General features: G+C 58.8%; 18 protein-coding genes and 1 pseudogene. 1 reads left to right on the top strand and 18 read right to left on the bottom strand.

What is annotated here, in order from left to right:
* Window positions 1-91 precede the first annotated feature (91 nt).
* The 10 genes and pseudogenes from CRP02_RS27860 to CRP02_RS02890 all read right to left on the bottom strand — a co-directional run.
* Window positions 92-208: pseudogene (locus CRP02_RS27860) on the bottom strand (IS6 family transposase); the annotation flags it as partial.
* A 54-nt stretch (window positions 209-262) separates the two neighbouring features.
* Complete coding sequence (locus CRP02_RS02935; protein ID WP_046205679.1) at window positions 263-1,066, bottom strand: ABC transporter ATP-binding protein; 804 nt, start codon at window positions 1,064-1,066, stop codon at window positions 263-265.
* A complete protein-coding gene (locus CRP02_RS02930; RefSeq protein WP_323455320.1) occupies window positions 1,063-2,169 on the bottom strand; it encodes a FecCD family ABC transporter permease in 1,107 nt (368 codons plus the stop codon). Before CRP02_RS02930 ends, CRP02_RS02935 begins: the two co-directional genes overlap by 4 nt.
* Complete coding sequence (locus CRP02_RS02925) at window positions 2,166-3,251, bottom strand: FecCD family ABC transporter permease (RefSeq protein WP_097170180.1); 1,086 nt, start codon at window positions 3,249-3,251, stop codon at window positions 2,166-2,168. The genes CRP02_RS02930 and CRP02_RS02925 overlap by 4 nt, the downstream gene beginning before the upstream one ends.
* On the bottom strand, window positions 3,248-4,051 hold the full coding sequence (locus CRP02_RS02920; RefSeq protein ID WP_236761691.1) for a siderophore-interacting protein: 804 nt from the start codon (window positions 4,049-4,051) through the stop codon (window positions 3,248-3,250). Before CRP02_RS02920 ends, CRP02_RS02925 begins: the two co-directional genes overlap by 4 nt.
* 2 nt (window positions 4,052-4,053) lie before the next feature.
* Window positions 4,054-4,878 (bottom strand): iron-siderophore ABC transporter substrate-binding protein, encoded by an 825-nt coding sequence (locus CRP02_RS02915; RefSeq protein WP_323455319.1) that lies wholly within the window; start codon window positions 4,876-4,878, stop codon window positions 4,054-4,056.
* A 156-nt stretch (window positions 4,879-5,034) separates the two neighbouring features.
* Window positions 5,035-7,494 carry a TonB-dependent siderophore receptor gene (locus CRP02_RS02910; RefSeq protein ID WP_097170177.1) on the bottom strand — a complete coding sequence of 820 codons (2,460 nt, stop codon included), beginning with the start codon at window positions 7,492-7,494 and terminating at the stop codon, window positions 5,035-5,037.
* A gap of 120 nt (window positions 7,495-7,614) precedes the next feature.
* Window positions 7,615-8,550: a FecR family protein gene (locus CRP02_RS02905; protein ID WP_038497313.1), complete on the bottom strand. Its 936-nt coding sequence runs from the start codon at window positions 8,548-8,550 to the stop codon at window positions 7,615-7,617.
* Window positions 8,551-8,636: 86 nt separating this feature from the next.
* Entirely contained in the window at window positions 8,637-9,122 is a 486-nt protein-coding gene (locus CRP02_RS02900; RefSeq protein ID WP_323455318.1) for a sigma-70 family RNA polymerase sigma factor, read from the bottom strand.
* Between the two features lie 499 nt (window positions 9,123-9,621).
* On the bottom strand, window positions 9,622-10,527 hold the full coding sequence (locus tag CRP02_RS02890; RefSeq protein WP_097170175.1) for a LysR family transcriptional regulator: 906 nt from the start codon (window positions 10,525-10,527) through the stop codon (window positions 9,622-9,624).
* 120 nt (window positions 10,528-10,647) lie between these two features.
* Between CRP02_RS02890 and CRP02_RS02885 the strand changes: the two genes are divergently transcribed.
* Complete coding sequence (locus CRP02_RS02885) at window positions 10,648-11,703, top strand: aldo/keto reductase (RefSeq protein WP_097099165.1); 1,056 nt, start codon at window positions 10,648-10,650, stop codon at window positions 11,701-11,703.
* A gap of 103 nt (window positions 11,704-11,806) precedes the next feature.
* Here CRP02_RS02885 and CRP02_RS02880 read toward each other — a convergent pair whose 3' ends face one another.
* From CRP02_RS02880 to CRP02_RS02845, 8 genes are all read right to left on the bottom strand, one after another.
* Window positions 11,807-12,181 (bottom strand): VOC family protein, encoded by a 375-nt coding sequence (locus CRP02_RS02880; RefSeq protein ID WP_097170174.1) that lies wholly within the window; start codon window positions 12,179-12,181, stop codon window positions 11,807-11,809.
* A gap of 340 nt (window positions 12,182-12,521) precedes the next feature.
* Window positions 12,522-12,797, bottom strand: a complete 276-nt coding sequence (locus tag CRP02_RS02875; RefSeq protein WP_003519315.1) for a hypothetical protein — start codon at window positions 12,795-12,797, stop codon at window positions 12,522-12,524.
* A 70-nt stretch (window positions 12,798-12,867) separates the two neighbouring features.
* Window positions 12,868-13,248, bottom strand: a complete 381-nt coding sequence (locus tag CRP02_RS02870; protein WP_097170277.1) for a DUF6481 family protein — start codon at window positions 13,246-13,248, stop codon at window positions 12,868-12,870.
* A 362-nt stretch (window positions 13,249-13,610) separates the two neighbouring features.
* Window positions 13,611-13,820, bottom strand: a complete 210-nt coding sequence (locus CRP02_RS02865) for a cold-shock protein (RefSeq protein WP_003519318.1) — start codon at window positions 13,818-13,820, stop codon at window positions 13,611-13,613.
* A gap of 601 nt (window positions 13,821-14,421) precedes the next feature.
* On the bottom strand, window positions 14,422-15,552 hold the full coding sequence (locus tag CRP02_RS02860) for an NAD(P)/FAD-dependent oxidoreductase (RefSeq protein ID WP_097170173.1): 1,131 nt from the start codon (window positions 15,550-15,552) through the stop codon (window positions 14,422-14,424).
* A gap of 22 nt (window positions 15,553-15,574) precedes the next feature.
* Window positions 15,575-16,603, bottom strand: coding sequence for a Gfo/Idh/MocA family protein (locus tag CRP02_RS02855; RefSeq protein WP_097170172.1), 1,029 nt, complete (start codon window positions 16,601-16,603; stop codon window positions 15,575-15,577).
* A 19-nt stretch (window positions 16,604-16,622) separates the two neighbouring features.
* Window positions 16,623-18,131: an amino acid ABC transporter permease/ATP-binding protein gene (locus CRP02_RS02850; RefSeq protein ID WP_097099161.1), complete on the bottom strand. Its 1,509-nt coding sequence runs from the start codon at window positions 18,129-18,131 to the stop codon at window positions 16,623-16,625.
* Window positions 18,132-18,191: 60 nt separating this feature from the next.
* Window positions 18,192-19,025 (bottom strand): ABC transporter substrate-binding protein, encoded by an 834-nt coding sequence (locus tag CRP02_RS02845; RefSeq protein WP_038497368.1) that lies wholly within the window; start codon window positions 19,023-19,025, stop codon window positions 18,192-18,194.
* Between the last annotated feature and the right edge of the window lie 212 nt (window positions 19,026-19,237).

Here is a 19,237-nt window from a genome sequence, read left to right as displayed (position 1 = left end):
GCCACGGTGGGGCTGGTTTATGCCGCGGTTGACAGGGTGATTTCGCTCCATGTGTTCATGGCGACGTTTGGCAGTTTGCGATGATCAGCAGTGCTGCGTCGTAGGATTTAAGCTTATCGGTGATCATGACACGCGGTGTGACGCATTTGCCCTTCCGGAGCTTTCGCATCGACTTCAAGGCCGTCTGCTTGTTCCGGCGGCTCTGAAGCGATTGAACACCCGAAGTTGGTGTAGCTTCTTCGCCTTGGAGAGAATCGAACCGTCACCGCCTGGCTTTCGGGACGATCAACGGTGTGCCTGAGACCGGATCGGGAATGATCATGCAGGGCAGGCCGAAGACGTCTTCAACCAACCGTTCGGTGATGATGGCGGGCGGAGGGCCATGTGCGATGATGGCGCCATCCCTCATGGCGATGATATTGGTGGCATAGCGGCAAGCAGGGTTGAGATCGTGCAGCACGGCGATGATCGTGCGACCGGCCGCGTTAAGCTCCTGACAAAGATCAAGCAGGTCAACCTGATGGGCGATATCCAAGAAAGTGGTTGGCTCGTCGAGGAGCAGGATCGGTGTTTCCTGTGCCAGCACCATGGCGATCCACACTCTCTGGCGCTGGCCGCCGGAAAGCTCCTCGACAAGACGGCTGGAAAGCTGCGTCGTCTGCGTCGCGGCCATTGCCGATGCGACGGCCGCTTCGTCCTCGCTCGACCATTGCCGGAAGAGGGATTGATGCGGATAGCGACCGCGAGCGACAAGCTCAGCGACGGTGATGCCGTCGGGGGCGATCGAGGTCTGTGGCAGGAGGCCAACCGCGCGGGCAAGCTGTTTTGCGGGGTAGCCGGCGAGCGCCTTTCCGTCGAGAATAACCTCGCCAGCTGAAGGCGTTAGCAGCCGCGACAGGGCACGCAGCAACGTGGACTTGCCGCAGCCATTGGGTCCAACGATAACGGTGAAGGAACCGTCCGGAATCACGACAGACAAATCCTCAGCGATGATCCGTTGGTTATAACGCAGCGTGGCATTGTGAACCTCAAGCCTTCCGCGTCGAGTATCCGGCCGATCTGTCATTGTCTTGCCTCACGGATCATCAGCCAGAGAAAATAGAGCCCGCCGAGGCTGACGGTTATGACGCCGACCGGCAACTGCACACCGAATGCATGTTGGGCAACCCAGTCAGCGGCGATGAGCAGCAATCCACCTGTGAGCGCCGACGGGATCAGCGTGGCGCCAACCGAGCGGGATAGGCGCCGGGCAATCTGGGGTGCGGCCAGAGAAACGAAGGCGATCGGCCCAGCCGCTGCCGTGACGATTGCCGTCAGCGCAACACCGCAGATCATCAGAAACAGGCGGAGACGGTTTACATGGATGCCGGACGCCGTTGCCGTCTCGTCGCCCAGTTCCAGCTGCAGCATCGGCCGCGTGATCACCAGAACAAACGGTATGATCGCCGCCAGCATCAGCAAGACCGGCCGGACCTGTTCGAAACCGAGACCATTCAGCGAACCCGCTGCCCAGATCGCCGCCGACATGGCAACCTTAAGATCGGCCTGGCGGATCATCCATGCATTCAGCGCACTAAGCATAGCCGATATCCCGATGCCGATGACGATCAGCCGGAAACTCTGGGCACCGCCCCGATAGGCCAGGAGATAGATAGCGGCTGCCGTGAAGATGCCACCGGCAAGGGCACCCGCCGCAGTCTCGTAATAACCGCCGGAACCAACGAAAATGACAACCAGCGCGCCGGTATAGGAGCCGGCGGAGAACCCGATAATATCCGGCGATCCCAGCGGGTTGCGCGTCAGCGACTGGAAGATCGCCCCGCTCACACCAAGGGCGGCGCCAAGTAGAAAGGCAAGGAGCAGGCGCGGTAGCCGCCATTCCATCACGATCATCTTCATCGTATCGTCAGCGGTACCGAGGAGCGCCCTGAAAACATCGGCAAGCGGGACCGGAAACTTTCCGCTTGCTAGCGATGCGGCCCCGATCATCACTGTTAGCGACAGAAGGATCACACCAGCAACAAGGCTGCGTGGATCGAGCCGCATCGACAGCCGCCCGCCAAACAGCCTGAGCACGGCGACCCTGTGCCCGAAGTCGATTTGGCTGGAGCTTGAGACAGCAAGGCGATGAGCACCGGTCTTGGAAGGATCATGGTGATGTCCGCTCATAGGCCACTCGCCCGCTGGCGCCGGGCCAAAGCGATCAGCACCGGCGCCCCGATGAAAGCTGTGACGATCCCGGCTTCCAGTTCGCCGGGAAACAGCACCAGCCGCCCGGCAATATCGGCGGTCAAAAGAAGAATAGGCGAACAAAGGACGGTGAAGGCGATGATCCATCGCTGATCGGGTCCGCTGAGCCATCGTACCACATGCGGAACCATCAGCCCGATAAATCCGATCGGCCCTGCGGCTGCCGTCGCGGCGCCCGCCAGGAGAGTCACGGCGATTACTACGAGGATGCGGGTGTGCACCAGATTGACCCCGAGAGCGCGGGAGGGATCATCACCCAAGGCGACGGCATTGAGGGATGGTGCCACGCAGAGCGAGAGGACGAGCCCGCAGATGATGAACGGCGCCACCGTCAGCACGACATCCATATTGCGTCCGGAAAGCGAGCCGATCGACCAGACCCGCAGACCGTCGAAGGCGCGAGGATCAAGCAGCGTGATCGCAGAACCGATGCCACCGAGCACGGCGGAGAGCGCGACGCCGGACAGAACGAGCCGCGCTGGGCTCGCCCCATCGCGCCCGCGCGATCCGACCGCGTAGACCACTAGCGCCACGGCAATTGCGCCGAGAAACGCAAACCAGAGATAGCTGGAGATCGCGTGAAAGCCTAACAGCCCAACTGCCAGTGTCACGAAGAAGGCAGCGCCCGCATTTACACCGAGGATACCGGGATCGGCGAGCGGATTGCGAGTAACAGCTTGGATCAACGCACCGGAGACGCCGAACGCCGCACCACACAAGAGGCCAAGCAACGTTCGCGGCAGACGGTAATCGCGGATAATGATGTGTTCCGCAGATGCCGGGTCATAGGCGAACAGCGCATCGAAGCCGGTCGAGGGCGCAACGGCGCGTGCACCCGTCAGGAGGCTCGCGATACACAGCAGGATCAGGATGGTTGTGGACAGAGCAAACAGTAAGGGCAGCCGCGACCGTAATCGCCAGGCATGCCCGCCTGACGGGTTTGCAGCACGCGGTCTGCCGATTGGATCGGTACCTGTCTGATCCACAGCTTGCGTGGTCATACGCGCGCCTGCCCCTCAATCCAGTAGCCGATCGCGTCGATCCGCGTCTTGTCGAAGCCGAGCCGGTCGCGAAAATGCTTGCGGCATTCGGAGGCTGCCCGTGCTTCGCCGGCGATGTAGATATAGCCCGGTCCTTCCGGCAAGCTGTCGATCCCCCAGGCGATCTGCGGCAGCTGCGTATAGCCGTCACGGTCGGCTCTTGGACCATGGGTCTCGTACCACTTGATCGAAACGTCGCCGTCACTGTTGATCACCTGGCGGTCGGCAGCCGATGGAATCTCGACATGCACGATGGCGCGCTCATTCGTGTCCAGTTCCTCCAAAATCCGACCGACTGCCGGAAGCCCCGTGATGTCGGTGACAAGCAGCATCCAGTCCGTATCTTCCGGCGGCTCGAAACGGCCTTCCGGATTGCAGATGCCGACGACGTCGCCCACCTTGGCGCCCATCGCCCAGCTGGCGGCAACGCCACCCGCGTGGGCGACAAGATCGATCAGCATCTCCCTGCGCTCCGCATCCCAGCGGCGGACTGTATAGGGTCGGTTCGGGCAATGCTGCGAACCATCCGGCCGGCCCCATTCCCCATTGCTCATCAAGACCGGCAGCGTCACCGGTGTGTGGGGATCAGGCCGCAAAGCAAGCCGCACCCATTCGTCGGGGTGACCGGTCGATATCAACCGCTCACCGCCCTCGACCTGCAGGGCGACCCGGATCATCGATGGCGTCAGTTGTGTAACAGCAGTCACCTCGCAGAAGAAATAATCTTCCACGTAGGGTTCGTGATCATTATCGTGGGACATCATTACTCCTTGCCCGCCCGCTCTGCCGCTTCGGCAAGACGGGGCAAAAACCTCGGAAAACCATAGGGAATTGACAACACGCTCAAGGCTGATGTCGACCAGACGGAAACAGGATCTTCCAAGGCCACATAACGACTGCTCATGACCGCCGGAAGCCGCATAAACAGCGGCTGCGCCTCGGCCGCAATGCGTGCACCTTCGCCGTACCACATGATCAGGATGTCGGCGTCCAGGCTATCGACCTGTTCCATGCCAACAGTAACAGAGCCCTGGCCGGGATTGGCAGCGGAGAGCGCCAGTATACCCGCAGATGGTTTAAGCCCCAGTTCCAGTAGGGCGGCAACGCGTGGATCCTCCGGCAGATAGACGACGACGCCGGACCCGCCGGGAAAATAGGTCCCGAAGGTAAATGTCTTGCCACGCAGGACAGGCCAGCTGTCGCCCATCGCGTTGAGAGAGGATGCTGTCTTTTCGATGAGTGCTTTGGCCTGATCGCTTCTGCCGAGTGCCTGCCCGACCATTTCAGTCTGTTCCTTCCAGTCGGCCGACCACGGCGCAGAGCGATAGACAACAGTCGGCGCGATGGAGGAAAGCCGCTTGTAGGCGAGATCATCCACGCCCGAATAGATGCCGAGGATGAGGTCCGGCCGTAGCGCTGCGATCGCCTCATAATCGATGTCGCCTTCGAAGAGATATGGCCGGATACCGTCCAGCCGTTGCTCGTTCCAGGGAAAGATGCCGCTCTCGAAAAAGCGATAACGCGGCACGCCCACCGGCGTCTTGCCAAGCGCAAGTACCGCATCTTCGCCGCTCCAGCCCAACGTCACGATCCGTTCCGGATCGTTCGGTATCGCCGTTGTCCCAAGGGCATGCTGAACAGTTCGCGGAAACCCGTCCTCGGACCGGACAGGCCCGACGACGAACAACAGCACTGACAACAGCAAGATTGCCATTTTACGAGGTGAGGACAATAGCGTTCTCACTTACCATTTGAAGCTCAGGTTGGCATAGACCGCCCGCGATTTTCCATAGAAACAGGAGTTAATATTGCTGCACCCGCTCACGTAGGTTTTGTCGAAGAGGTTTTGGGCGGTTACGTTCAGTTCCAGGCCTTCCAGCTTGGGATTCCGTTTGCCAAAGTCATAGGACAACGCTGCATCCACGACCGTGTAGGCGGGATACTTGAAGCTGTTGGCCGCATTGCCATATCCGCTGTTTGAGTGACGTACCCCGGCGCCAAACCCAAGCCCCTCGAGTGGACCATCTTCGATCCGGTATTTGGCCCAAAGGGATATGTTGACCGGCGGCATGAACCGAACCTTGTTCCCCTGTGTTCCGTCATCCGCTTTGGAATAGACCGAATCCGTGTAGGCGGCGGCTGCAATCAGATCAAGGCTATCAAAAACCGTTGCCTTGCCTTCGATCTCGATACCTTGGACGTGAATTTCGCCCGTCTGCGCAGGAATATAGGTGAATTCATCATAGGTCGGTACATTCTGTTGCTTCAAATCGAACGCGGAGAGCGTGATGAGAGCATCGTAACCGACCGGCTCATACTTCATTCCGACTTCCCACTGCTCGCCGGTCGTGGGCTTGAACGGGTTGTTCTGCCCGTCAAACCCAGAATAGGGCATGAAGGAAGTGGCATAGCTGACATAAGGCGCAAGGCCATTATCGAAGAGGTAAATGAGCCCCGCACGGCCAGTGAATGCGGTGTCCGTCTTTTTCCCTACCGTCGATGAGAGGATGTCGTTGTCGGTCTGCCAAGCCCAATCATAACGTCCGCCAAGCGTTAAAATCCAATTGTCCCATTTGATCTGATCCTGGGCATAAAGACCCAGCTGGCTGATCTTGTTGTCCCAACGGGCGCCGACCGTTGGCTCCTTGTAAAATCCGTAGTCAGGATTGAACACATCCAGCGGCGTGTTGCCAAAGCCATAACGGCCGGTATAGTCATTGCGGAACCATTTGTAGTCGGTGCCGACGATGACTGTGTGCTCAACCTCGCCGGCCGAGAGCTCGGCCTGGAGATTGGTATCGGTGGCGAAAACCTGGTTGTTCGAAGAATAGTCGATCGCGTTGCGTCTCATCTTCGTATAGTCCGTCACGCCGCCCGTCTCGACATAGCCACCACTGAAGAATGTCCGGTAGGAATCATCGACCGAGATATATTTCGCGTTGTGGCGGATCGACCATACATCGTTGAACTGATGCTTGAATTCGTAGCCAAGTACGGCCTGCTCCCTGTCATAGCCGTTGTAGGCCGGCTCGCCGGTGAAGAGATCACTGTCGATTCTTCCATAAGGCCCGGCCTTCACCGTTCCGATGTAAGGCAAGGGCTGGTAGTCCGGGACACCGTTGTCCTTTTGATAGTGCGACAGGAACGTGAATGTCGTGTCCTCGTCCGGTTTCAGCGTGAATGATGGCGCGACCATGAACCGCTCGTCCTCGGTATAGTCTATATTCGTCCCGGTGCGGGTCGCAACGCCTGTCAGCCGGTAGAGGAACGCATCGTTATCAGGTACGGGGCCGGAAAAATCGAATGCACCATAGGCCCGACCGTCCGTACCGGTTCCGGCAACAACCTCATTGAATGGCTTGTCCGTCGGCCGTTTGCTGACCATGTTGATCATGCCACCGGGGTAGTTCTGGCCGTAGAGGACGGAGGATGGTCCCTTCAGGACTTCAATCCGCTCGAGCAGATACGGGTCAATCTGTGGTGAGCCGCCGAGATCGCCGATATAGGGCAGATAAGTGCCGTCGAGATAGAGAGGCGTTGGCGCGAAGCCGCGTATTTCGATGTTGTCAAACGCACGGGTCGAGGCACTGCTGCCGCCGACATGGACGCCCGCAGTGTAATTCACCGCTTCCTTGATCGTTTCAGCACCCCGGGCCTTTACTTCATCGGCGGTTATGACAGAAATCGATTGCGGAACTTCAATCAACGGCGTGTCGGTTTTGGTACCTGTTGCCGACCGACTGGCAACAATCCCATCGACATGCCCATAGGCGCTCTCTGCGCCCTGTACCGTAATCGTCTGTAGTATTGTCGCGCTTTCATCCGTGACCGCGTCAGGAGCCTGTGCCGGGTTGGCGACGGTTACACTTTTCGGACCGGTAAAATGGTATGTCAGACCCGTATTGGCGAGAAGCCCCTGCAATGCTGCCTCTGGGGAAAGCGGACCGCTTATGCCCGCGGTGTTCAGTCCGTTAGCGACAGCAGTGTTGTAGAGAATCTGGATGCCGCTCGCGGCACCGAACCGTGTCAGGCCGCGCTCAAGAGAGCCGGCAGGAATAGAATAGGTGACGCTTTGCTGTGCGAAGACCGCGGACGAGGTCATTGCGAGCGCCGCAAATGCAATGGACGCAGACAGGTGGGAAATCCGCCATTTGTATATTGTCATGCCCTCACGGCCGTGCTTGCCGACGTTGAACTGCCCCATTCCGATGTCCCCATGCAAGTCGTCGCCGTGCCATCCATTGGCGCGGCCTCTAGCAGGAAGAACGATCCGAATTTGAAAACACGAAATTTTTCCGTCGATTTTTTTAAAGAAAATTTCCGGCTACCGCAGCAGCACAATTCCACCGACAAGACTGACGGGGCGAACCCGCAACGTCTCTTCCAGATGCGCGAGGATTTCGTCCGGACGATTGAGATGAAACACCCCGGACATCCGGCGTGAGCGGAGATTGCTGCTTGCAATCAGCACCTTTCCGCGACGATGGCGATTGAGGTCCGAGACAACGTCTGCGAGCGGCCGGTCCTTGAAAATCAGCAGGCCCCGCCGCCACGCCGCGGCCGTCTCAAGATCGGTTGCCACTCTCTCACCGAGCCCAACCCGAGAATAGCTGATGCCTTCGCCGCCGGTGAGCTGACTATCGACCAGACATTGTACGGTGATATGTCCCTGAAGACACTCCACAGAGACATCCTCCTCGCCATGCTTAACAGAAAACGACGTCCCAATTGCCGTTGTGTCACCGTTGGCGGCGGTCACCACAAAGGGTCGCGTGGCGTCGTGGACCACATCGAAGACCGCCGCTCCTGATGTTAGCACCAGGTGCCGGGTTGATGGGGTGTAGTCGAGGGAAAGGGTCGTGCCACCATCGAGCGTGGCCGTCGATCCATCGAGGAGTTCAACCGTTCGCTGTTCGCCGACCCCGGTGGCGTAATCAGCAAGTACGGCATCAACGGACGGCAGAAATCCGAGCTCCGACAAGACGATCCCCACGCCCGCCGCACCGGCTGCAAGACTTCCAGCCGCGAGGAAGGATCGCCGCGTGACAGCCGGGGCAGATGTATTCTTGGTCTCACCAAGCGCTGATCCGAGATTTTTCCACAGCCGTGCCGACTGCTGGAAGGCTTGCTCGTGAGCGGCGCTGCGCGAGCGCCAGCGTAGCAGCGCTTCGGCATCTTCGGTGGTTGCCGTACCGGATGTGATGCGGACGATCCAAGCTGTCGCTTCGCGCCTGAGAGCTTCGAAATTCTCGTCCAACATCCGCTCCCTTGTGCGCGTTCGTGACAGGATGTTGCGTATACCTGTTTCTAAAACTATCAACGATTGAAAAATGAAAAGCCGAAGCCTCAGGCCCGATTTATTGTCTCGAGCCGCTCCCTGCAATAGTCGACTGCCTTGCGGACTTCCAGCTCGACCGTGCGGATCGACACCCCAAATTCCGCAGCAATATCGGCATGACGGCGCTGCTCGAGGCGGCAAGCAACCAGCATTTTGCGCTGGCGCTCTGGGAGTTCATCGATGATCTGCATCAGGCAGCGCACCTGATCCCGGTCTTCGAACTGTTTCTCCGGTCCCGGCTGTTCGTCGGCGACAGACATGAGAACATCAATATCGTTGGAGGTGAGTTTGCGTTTTTGCCCGCGGTCGTGATCGACCGCAAGGGTACGTGCGATCCGCATCAGATAGGGAACGGGCGCGGCTAACGCAGCCGCGCCATTACGGGCAAGCTTGATCCAAGCTTCCTGAACGAGATCGTCGCTGTCTGCTTGCGAAAGGGTTCTGCTGATGAGGTAACGTTTAATCCGGCGTTCATTGCGCGAAAATGCGGCCATAAGCTCGTCGTCGTAACTTGCCATCCCTTCGCTCCTTGCCCGCCCGAAATCTGTTTTCGACGCAATACCGGTTCGCCGAACTGCTGGCAATAGTAGAGAAGAAAACTCATGTTAATCCCGGCTCAGGCTTCACCTTGTTGGGATTCGAACCGCTGATACCGGACGGTCGTCTTCAGGCCAGCGTCTGGCCCGCCTCGCGGAACCAGGTTTTCGCATCCGCGCCAGCGGGTGTTTTCATCGGCGAGTCAAGTTGCGTCACCACGCGCCAGACGGCGACAGCGACAAAGGCTACAAGTCGGCCCTCGAATCGACGCTGAAGCGGACCCGCGAGCTGCTTGAACAGGGCCGACTGTGATTGCTGATCGCAACAAACAAAGCTGGGCCGCCTTCCTAGAGGCGCCCAGCCTTCCAACAGGGACGCTCGGGATGAGAAAGCGTTGCGCCAAGCTTTAAAAGGTCGAGACGCCGTGATCAGAGCGCTCAAGCATCAGTTACGCGCCTATGTAACTTTGCCTTGCTTGGCCAGGAAATCAAGAAGAGCGCGCACTCTCGAAGGCAGCGGGCCACCCTGCCCGATATGAATGGCATGAAACTCCTCCCGGTCTCCAGGATTATACTCGTCGAGCACCGGCACCAGCCGGCCGGCCTTCAAATCACCGCGGATCGTGAAGTTGGCGAGGCGGGCAATTCCATTTCCAGCGAGTACCAGCTGTCGCAGCGCCTCGCCGTCAGCGGCCTGGACACGGGCGGCGACTGGAGCAAAAATCGTCCCGCCTGCCGATATTAACGGCCAGCCATCCATCGCGCGGGTGTAACCAAGGCCCAGCCTGTCATGCCTTTCAAGCTCCTCGATAGTCCGGGGCAGCCCACGCCGGTCGACATAAGAGGGAGCAGCGACGATTGTCATTGCAGTATCGCCAAGCCTGCGCGCTATGAGGCTCGAACTTTTGAGCGGGCCTGCGCGAACCGCAACGTCCATTCGGTCCTCAAGCAGATCGACGACAAGGTCGCTTTGCACGATATCGACGGTAATCGCAGGATATCGCTCCAGGAATTCCGGGAATATGCCGGCGAGGACATGGGTGGCATAGGAGGCGCTGGTACTCAGGCGGAGGCGGCCACTGGGCACCTCACCCGCACTGGCGATCCGCTCGGCATCTTCGATGTCTGCCAGGATACGCGTGGCGCGCTCGAAAAAGACGCAGCCTTCCGAGGTCAACTTGAACACGCGCGTCGAACGGTTGATGAGACGGGTACCCAACCGCGCCTCCAGTCTCGCGACCAGTTTGCTCACCGCCGACGGCGTCATTCCGACGCTGCGAGCAGCTGACGAGAAGCCACCGCGCTCGACAACCTGCACGAAGACTTCCATTTCTCCGGATCGATTGACTTCCGCTCGAGCCATCTGGTCCCCAATTTCACAAATGTTGTTCCCACCCGCAATCTATATCACGAAAGCCGAATCTCCTATCTCTTCCCCATCAGGTGGCGCAAGTCGCTTCCATTTCTCCAGAAGGAAGACCAGATGGAATATCGTTCTCTTGGCCGATCAGGCCTCAAAGTCTCGGTCCTGAGCTTTGGCGCAGGCACGTTTGGAGGGGCAGGTCCCCTTTTCAGTGCATGGGGCACGACCGATGTCACCGAGGCAAGGCAACTTATCGATATCTGCGTTGAAGCAGGCGTTAATCTGTTCGATACCGCAGATGTCTACTCCAACGGCGCATCGGAGGAGGTGCTGGGTGCAGCGCTGGAAGGTCGTCGCGAGACCGTGCTGATATCGACGAAGACCAGCCTGCCTATGGGAGATGGGCCGAACGATGCGGGTTCCTCCAGGTTTCGCTTGATCAGATCAGTCGAAGACGCACTTCGCCGGCTTCGGACGGACTATATAGACATCCTGCAACTTCATGCCTACGACGCCCGGACACCTGTTGAAGAAGTCTTGTCGACCCTTGATATGCTCGTTCGGGCGGGAAAGGTCCGCTACGTCGGCATCTCGAACTTTTCGGGATGGGAAATCATGAAGTCGCTGGCGGTTGCCGACACGTACGGATGGCCTCGCTACATTGCCAATCAGGTGTACTATTCCCTTCTCGGCCGAGACTACGAGTGGGATCTGATGCCACTGGGTATGGATCAAGGGCTTGGAGCACTCGTCTGGAGTCCGCTTGGGTGGGGCCGGCTTACAGGAAAGATCAGGCGCGGCGCTCCGCTGCCGAAGGACAGTCGCCTTCACGAAACCGCAAGCTTTGGTCCTCCAGTCGATGAGGAGCATCTCTATCGCGTCGTCGATGCCCTTGAAGACGTCGCAAGACAGGTCGACAAAACAGTTGCGCAAGTGGCGCTCAACTGGCTTGCAGGCAGGCCCACGGTGTCTTCTATTATCATGGGAGCGCGAAACGAAGAGCAGCTCCGACAGAATCTCGGAGCGGTCGGCTGGCATCTCACCGATGATCAGATTGCTCTCCTGGACAATGCGAGCGTCTTGACGCCGCCATATCCGCATTTCCCCTATCATCGTCAGGAGGGCTTTGCCCGTCTTAACCCGCCGATGGTAGGTTCCAAGATGCGTGGATGTTGAGCGTAATGTTGCGATTAATGTGGCGGCAGATCCGGCTGCAAAAGTTATGCAGAAAGACCAACCCACAACAGCTGCGAGAATACCAGCGCTATTGGCGCTGGCGTCACTTTATCGGCTGAGACCGTGCGCTCAGTTTATGTCCGTCCGGATCACGAAGATAAGCGACGAAGGCCCCGTTTGGGCGCTCATTCGGCGGGCTCTCGATCGATGTGCCGCCGTGCATAACACCGGCGTCGTGCCACGCCAGAACATGCTCGCGGCTCAGGGCGGCGATTCCGATTGTCCCGCCGTTGGCAACGGTCGCCGCCTTGCCGTCGATCGGTTTCGTGATCATCAGTCGTCCGCCTTCGTGGACATAGATCAGTCTGCCTCTCGCATCCATCTCGCCGGGCCTGCCACCCAGTCCAGCGAATGTGGCGTCGTAGAAGTTTCTTGACCGCTCCAGATCATTACTGCCGATCATGACGTGCGTGAACATGGTCTCTTCTCCCGTAAGGCAGCCCGCTGGCAGCAGGGGTCGAGCTCCACCTGAGCCAAAAGCTCGTTTGTCTGCTTTCACCGTACACCGTCCCGCGGGGCTCGCAAAGCGAGGGTAGGGTTTGGTGGATCGCTTCTGAAGGAGCGGAGAGCTCGATCCACTGATGCGGAATACCGGGCACGACAGTTTCAGCTTTAAGGCCAGCTCAGCCGCCCTGGCACAGAAGAAAGGAGAAAAAGCCAATCCCTCGACCAAACCCTGATCAGAAAATCGTACTCGGAGGTGGCGCACTTCTCCTTGGCAATCGGCTCAGTTCCTCGTTAAAACCGATGTCCAGGGGTCAGGCACGGTCGTAAGTGAACGACGTCAGCAATGTCGTCACGAAGTTGCTCGCCCGTTCCTTTACAAGCACTTCAGTCCACTCGTCGGTTCCTCGAAGTCGCAGATCGGAGTGGATGCTGTCGACCGCAGCTTCTTCAATACGTTTTATATGGGCCTTGAAATTCGCTTCTCCACCGTCATGGTACATGTCGCGAATGACCATGCGCAGGATTTCCTGGATAGCGATTTGCCACGACGTGTTGATTGCCTGGAGCTCGTTATTATCCGGTGCCATGGGGCTGCTTTCGTTAGAGTGTCACAAGCATGACGCCGTCATGTTGTGGGGTCGGCGTGCAAGGGCAAGGTTAGGCTTGTCTTGCCTTGCGGTTAGCGTAGCGCCGGTCGCGTTCAGCCTTTCGCATCGTCTCATCTTCAATGACTCGGGCTATACGTGCCTTTTCCGCACTCTCCCGCGCTTCGATTTCTGCGACTGCGACCGCCTCAATCGCTGCCTGGCGCTGCAAAGCGTCGGTCTCGACACGCTGTTGTTCTTCAAGCTTCGTGCGCTCGCGTTGAAGACGTCGCTCTTCCCGAGCGGTGGCAATGGCTGCTCGTTCTGCCTGTCTTGCCAGCCTGGAAGGTTCTAAAGCGGTCTTTGCCGCGCGGTACGCATTGAGCAGAGCAGCTTTGGCTTCGGTAGATGCGGCGCGACGGTCGGCGACGTCATTGTTTCGGGCGTTCTTCATGGATATCCTGATAATGAGTGGAAGAGAGATCATCGCGTTTTGGCGCGTTTTATGACCGGACTGATGGAGCAGTGGCCCTGCCTTCTTGGCGAGACGTGCCGCTGGCAGCCATTCGGTCTAAGGGGCGTGAGCGCCGTATTCCGACACTGCCGCCAGGTTGCTTTTGACAGAAAATAACATCTGGATGCCGGTGAGGCAGATCGTCGTCTGCGCGCCGGATCCACTTTGTTTTTCTGTTCTTGCAATCTCAATTGGTTCGGCTTGAAACCGAAACGAAAAAGGCCAGGCAAAACGCCTGACCTTAATGAAGCAGCTTCCGACAGTGCCAGTACATCCGTGGTCAAAGGGAAGCAAATCTTGATTTATGCGGCCTGCAGATTGGTAGCAGACATCTTGCCCGACTTGTTGTCGCGCTCGAGTTCGAAGCCGATCTTCTGGCCTTCAACGAGCTCGCGCATTCCGGCGCGCTCAACAGCGGAGATATGAACGAACGCATCAGCGCCGCCATTGTCGGGCTGGATGAAGCCGAAGCCTTTGGTGGAATTAAACCATTTTACTGTGCCAGTGGTCATGTTGAACCCTTTCAAAGCATAGAGTGTAGGACCGCGAAGCCGATGCTGCGCAGCGAGGAAACCGACTATTTTTGAAATGGAAGTTCGCTTAAAGCGCGGTGCCAATCGCGCGGTAGACAAAGCTCGGCAAGCAAAAGATCGATGATTTATGTATAACGGACTGAAATCGTCGCGTCAACGATTAGTTTTCATATGGTGTAGTTTCATCTTGAAGTTGTGTTCTCTGAGCGTCGGACATAGGTTCTGAAGCAATAAAATGTGCTTCGCACATCGGATTCGACTAAATCTGCAAACAGCTACGATCGACAGGGCACGGGAGACAACTGGCGGAACAGTTGGCAGGCAGATCGACCAGTGCGGTCACTGATCAACTTCGTCTGTGCGTCGCTACGCAACGTGCCGATTTCCACCCGCGGCGCCCGTTTCTGTATGTGGGGCAACGGTATGATGGTATCTTTGAATCCCTGATTTTCTTCAGGGTCGTGCCGTCGACAAGCGCATTAGCCTTATGTGAGAGACCGGGCCGACGTTTCCATATCAATAAAAAAATGCCGGCCGCGGCGGCGGCCGGCTCATTTTGGCGATATCTGCCTCACATTGCTCAATTCAAGGGGAAACGCTCAGGTCGGAAGGTTGCGAGCATGGGATGTTCGGTGCCTGTCGCAACCTCGAACGCGAGCAGCTCGCCCACGATGAGGCCTAGTGTAGCACCACTGTGGCTAAAGGCCACGTAGTAACCGGAAATACCCTTGATGGCTCCGATCACCGGCTCGCCATCGCCGGGGATCGGTTTGCCACCAACGCCGATGGAAGCCACCTCGAGTTTCGGATTGCCTTCCATCACCCGCGCAGCCTCAACCAAAAGCTCTGAAACCACGCTATCGTCGATATCATAGCTGCCGTCTGCGCGCACTGTCACACCCTCATCGGCCGCCCAGTCGGCATCCAGTGAGAATGTGCGGCCCGGCGCCGGGCGAACAGCGACGCGCGGTGTATTGAGAACAGCGCGCAGGGGATGGGCGAGCGGCCTCGTCTGCACGAGAAGGGCGATCGGTGTCCCGTCGGCAATGGTCTGTCCGCTTTCCGCAGCCATCTTCGGGACGGCCGGACCGGTGGCAAGCACGACGGCATCCGCCCGATTGAGCACACCATTTGTAGTTTGCGCGCCAATGACACGACCACCCTCGATCACCACCCGTGCAGCACCCTGGTCCGTTACCAGAACGCCACCGAGTGCGAAAAACTCCTCAAGCAGCACGCCAATCAGCGTCGGCAGATCGACCCAGCCTTCGCCGGGATTGTAGATTGCACCCTGTGGAGTGATTGCGCCGGCATCGACACCGGGCACGACGCGGACGACTTCGGCTGCGGAAAGGCGCTGCGTATCATAGGCAAGCGAAACTTCGTGGCGATAGGCCGTGTCGATCTCGTTGCGCTCGTCATCCGCGTCCCAGGTCAGCCCGCCATCAAAGCGAAGCCATTCTGCGCCGGGATTCCGCGCCGCGAGTGTGCGATACCGGTCGATGCCGGCCATACGCAGCCGATGATAGGGCTCAGAGCGCATGCGTGCCGAGTTCAGCCAGGACAGCGAGCGGCCGGAGGCACCATTGGCCGGCGGGCCGTCATTGAGAATCGTCACCTTAATGCCGCGCCGCGCAAGCTGTACGCCAGTGGAAACGCCGAAGATACCGGCACCGATGATGACGGCCGAAGAGATGGTGTTGTCGGTCATGGAATTGGCTTTCAATCAATTGTCATACGGATGGGGTAAGGTATTCGGGGATCTCCCAGCGGCCGCTGGCTGCTGAGCGGAACAGCGCGTCAATCGCCGTCATATTCGCGATTGCGTCGCCAAGCCCCGTCTCGAGTGGTCCGCCGGAGAGGACAGCCTCGGCGAATGCATCGGCCTGTTCGCGATACTGGTCGACAGGCCCGATCGCGATCTCCTCGCGGCCGCCGCCGGCAAGATCGCGGCCATCATCAAAGACAAGGATGGTCGGCTCGTCAGCCGGTGCATTGAAGGGAATGGGGATTTCCAGACGCCCGCGCGTTCCAAGCACCGTGACCTTCTGTGTGAGGGAGAGTTGTGTGGAACAGGTGAAGGCAAGCTGCCTTCCCTCTGGAAACGCCAGCAGCCCGCTCGTCAGCCGGTCCGTGCCGAAGACGGGATCGCGCTCCATGAGGGCGATCGCCCGTACCGGTTCCGCGTCGAACAGGAACCGCGCCTTGTTGATGGCGTAACAACCAACGTCGAACAGACCGCGGCCGCCAATATCAGCCTGGTTGCGTACATTCCCGGGGTCGTCGAGATAGTAGGAAAAGATCGTCTGGATGGCCCTCACCTCGCCGAGGCGCCCCTCGGCAATCAACGCGCGCGCCTTCTTCCATTGCGGGTGGTGGCGCACCATGAAGGCTTCCGCGACCGGCAGGCCCGCCGCCTTTTGTGCCGCTGCCAGTTCCCTCGCCTGCGCGGCATCAAGCGCGATCGGCTTCTCACAGAGCACGGGTTTGCCCTGCGCCAGTGCCTTGATTGTCAGAGGCACGTGCAGATGATTGGGCAAAGGGTTGTAGATTGCGTCTATTTCCGGATCGGCAAGCAGTTCCTCGTAGCTGCCATAAGACTTGGCGATGCCGAAGCGGGTCGCCATCTCCTTCGCCTTTGCGGCATCGCGCGAGGCGATTGCCGCAACCCGCCCCAGGCGGCTGGACTGGATGGCGGGAATGACCGCCTTGGCAGCGATGCCCGCGCAACCGAGCACGCCCCATCGTATCGTTTGTGTCATTGTTTTCTCCTCCCGGCGCTCAGAGCACTTCCGCAAGGAAACGCTGTAGACGCGGGCTTTGCGGTTTGTCGAATATTGCCTCTGGCGTGCCGGCTTCAACGACGCGCCCCTCGTCCATGAAGACGACCTGATCGGCGACCCGGCGGGCAAATCCCATTTCATGCGTGACGACGACCATGGTCATGCCACGCGTGCCGAGCTCGGCCATGAGGTTGAGCACGCCCTTGACCAATTCCGGATCGAGCGCACTCGTCACCTCGTCGAAGAGGATGACTTCCGGTTCCATGGCAAGCGCACGGGCAATGGCAACGCGCTGCTGCTGCCCGCCGGAAAGACCACCCGGACGGTGGTGCTGGCGGCTCGCAAGGCCGACATCGGCAAGCCTTGCCTTGGCGATGCGCTCGGCCTCGGCTGCGGGCAGGCCCTTGATCTTCGTCAGCGACAGCATGACGTTTTCCAGCGCCGTGTGGTCGGGAAAGAGGTTGAAATGCTGGAAGACCATGCCGACCCGGCGGCGCAGCGTTTCCGGCTTCATTGCGAGAATGCTTTCGCCATCAATAAGAATATCGCCGCTCTTCGGCTCGACCAGACGGTTGAGCCCACGCAGCAGGGTCGATTTTCCGGATCCGGACGGGCCGATGATGCAGGTGACGCTGCCCGCCTTGACCAAAAGGTCGACACCCCTCAGCACATCAAGATCGCCATAGGCCATACCGAGACGGCGCACATCGAGGCTGCCACCCTTGAACGAGACGCCAGTCGCGCGAGCTGCACTGTCGAGTTCACTGACTTCCTCCAGTCCGCTGGTGATGACGGAGGGGCGCTGCTTGCCAACCCGTAGACGATTGTCGATCGCATTGACGACATGGGTAAGCGGCACGGTAACGACAAGGTAAAACACGCCCGCCAGCAGGAGCGGTGAAAGATTGCCGGTCACCACCGCCTGGTCCTGTCCCACGCGAAATATCTCACGCTCGGAGGCCAGAAGCCCGAGGAAATAGACAAGGCTCGAATCCTTGACGTTGCCGATGAACTGGTTGACGAGGGCCGGCAGCACGCGGCGCACGCCCTGCGGCACGACGATAAGGCGCATGCCCTGGCCATAGCTCATCGACAATGCCCGGCAGGCCTCCATCTGCCCACGGTCGACGCTCTGGATACCAGAGCGGAAAATCTCGCCGATATAGGCACCGGCAATCAGGCTGAGTGCCAGAATGCCGAGCGGATACGGCGACGGACCGAAGAGCTCGCGGCCAATGCGGGCAAAACCCTGGCCAATCAGGAGAATTGTGACGATGGCCGGCAGGCCGCGGAAAATATCGGTATAAAGACGAGCGGGAATGCGCAGCCAGGGCGAGCGGGAAATGCCCATGATCGCAAGCATCATGCCGATGGCGACGCCAAGCACAGTCGAGGTCGCAGCCAGGATCAGCGTATTCTTGAGACCAACTGTGATCATGGTCGGCAGCACTTCGGCCATGGCATTCCAGTCGAGGAAGCTACGGCGCAGGTTTTCAAGCCAGTTCATCAGGATATCCCTTGAAAGAAAGGCCGGTCCGACCGGTGAAGGCCGGACCGGAAGGTGGCATCACTGCTTGGGAAGATATGCCTGCGGCATCGGCGTGCCGGGGAACCATTTTTCGTGCAGCTTTTTCCAGGTGCCGTCCTGCATGGCCTCTTTCAGGCCCTTGTTAAGCGCCTCGCGCAATGCGTCGTTACCCTTGCGGATGACGAAGCCGGCGGGCGCATCGAAGCTCGGAATGTTGACTGCGACTTTTAGCGCCGGATAACGGGCGGAATAGTCCTTTGCAGCCTCGAAATCGAGGAAATGTGCATCGACCGTCCCGTTGTTGAGTGCGGAAACGGCAGAATTGTTGTCCGGGAACTTCACGAGATCGGTGCCGGCAAAATTCTTCTCGGCATAGATTTCCTGAAGTGTACCCTGCACCACACCGAGACGCTTGCCCTTGAGACCCGCTGCATCGGTGATGCCTGCCTCCGAAGTGAGGACGCTCAAGAAACCTGCAAGATAACCATCAGAGAAATCAATGGTCTCTTTGCGCTTGGCAGTCGTGCCGATCGCAGCGGCCGCAACATCGAAGCGGCCGTTGGCGACAGAGGGCATCAGGGCCGAGAATTCCTGGCCGGTGAACACCACCTGTTCCTTCTTGAACCCAAGACGTTCGGCTACGTTGAGGAACAGCTCTATGTCGAAACCGGTAAAGTTGCCGTCGGCGGTGGTGAAGGCATAAGGCTTGGCATCGCCCATCGTGCCGACACTGATGGTGGCGGGATCGATGAGGCCAAGCGGATTGTCGGCAAGTGCGGGCGTCGCAGCGCCTGCAAGGACACCGAGTGTGATCGCGGCCGTGGTCGCGCGAATTTTTGCGAAGGCGGATGTTAAGGCTTGGGTAAATTGCATTGGTTTCTTCTCCTCTGGTGTCGTTGTCTGCGATAAATTCAAGGCGCACGGGTCCCACCCGGTCGGCGGCATGACGTCACCTACCCGGCCCATGCAGTTCGCATGTCGGAAGTCTTTTTATATTTGAGACCGGTCTCAATTGGAAAGAGACCGGTCTCTTTGAATATTGGCAATTGTTATCTTCGCATTTGCCAGTCGTCAAGTTCTCTTGT

Origin of the sequence: Rhizobium sp. AN5 (genome assembly GCF_900215255.1) — a bacterium.
Lineage (GTDB): Bacteria > Pseudomonadota > Alphaproteobacteria > Rhizobiales > Rhizobiaceae > Agrobacterium > Agrobacterium tumefaciens.
Note: the sequence above shows the minus strand (reverse complement) of the source record. Positions and strands in the feature narration are given on the sequence as shown.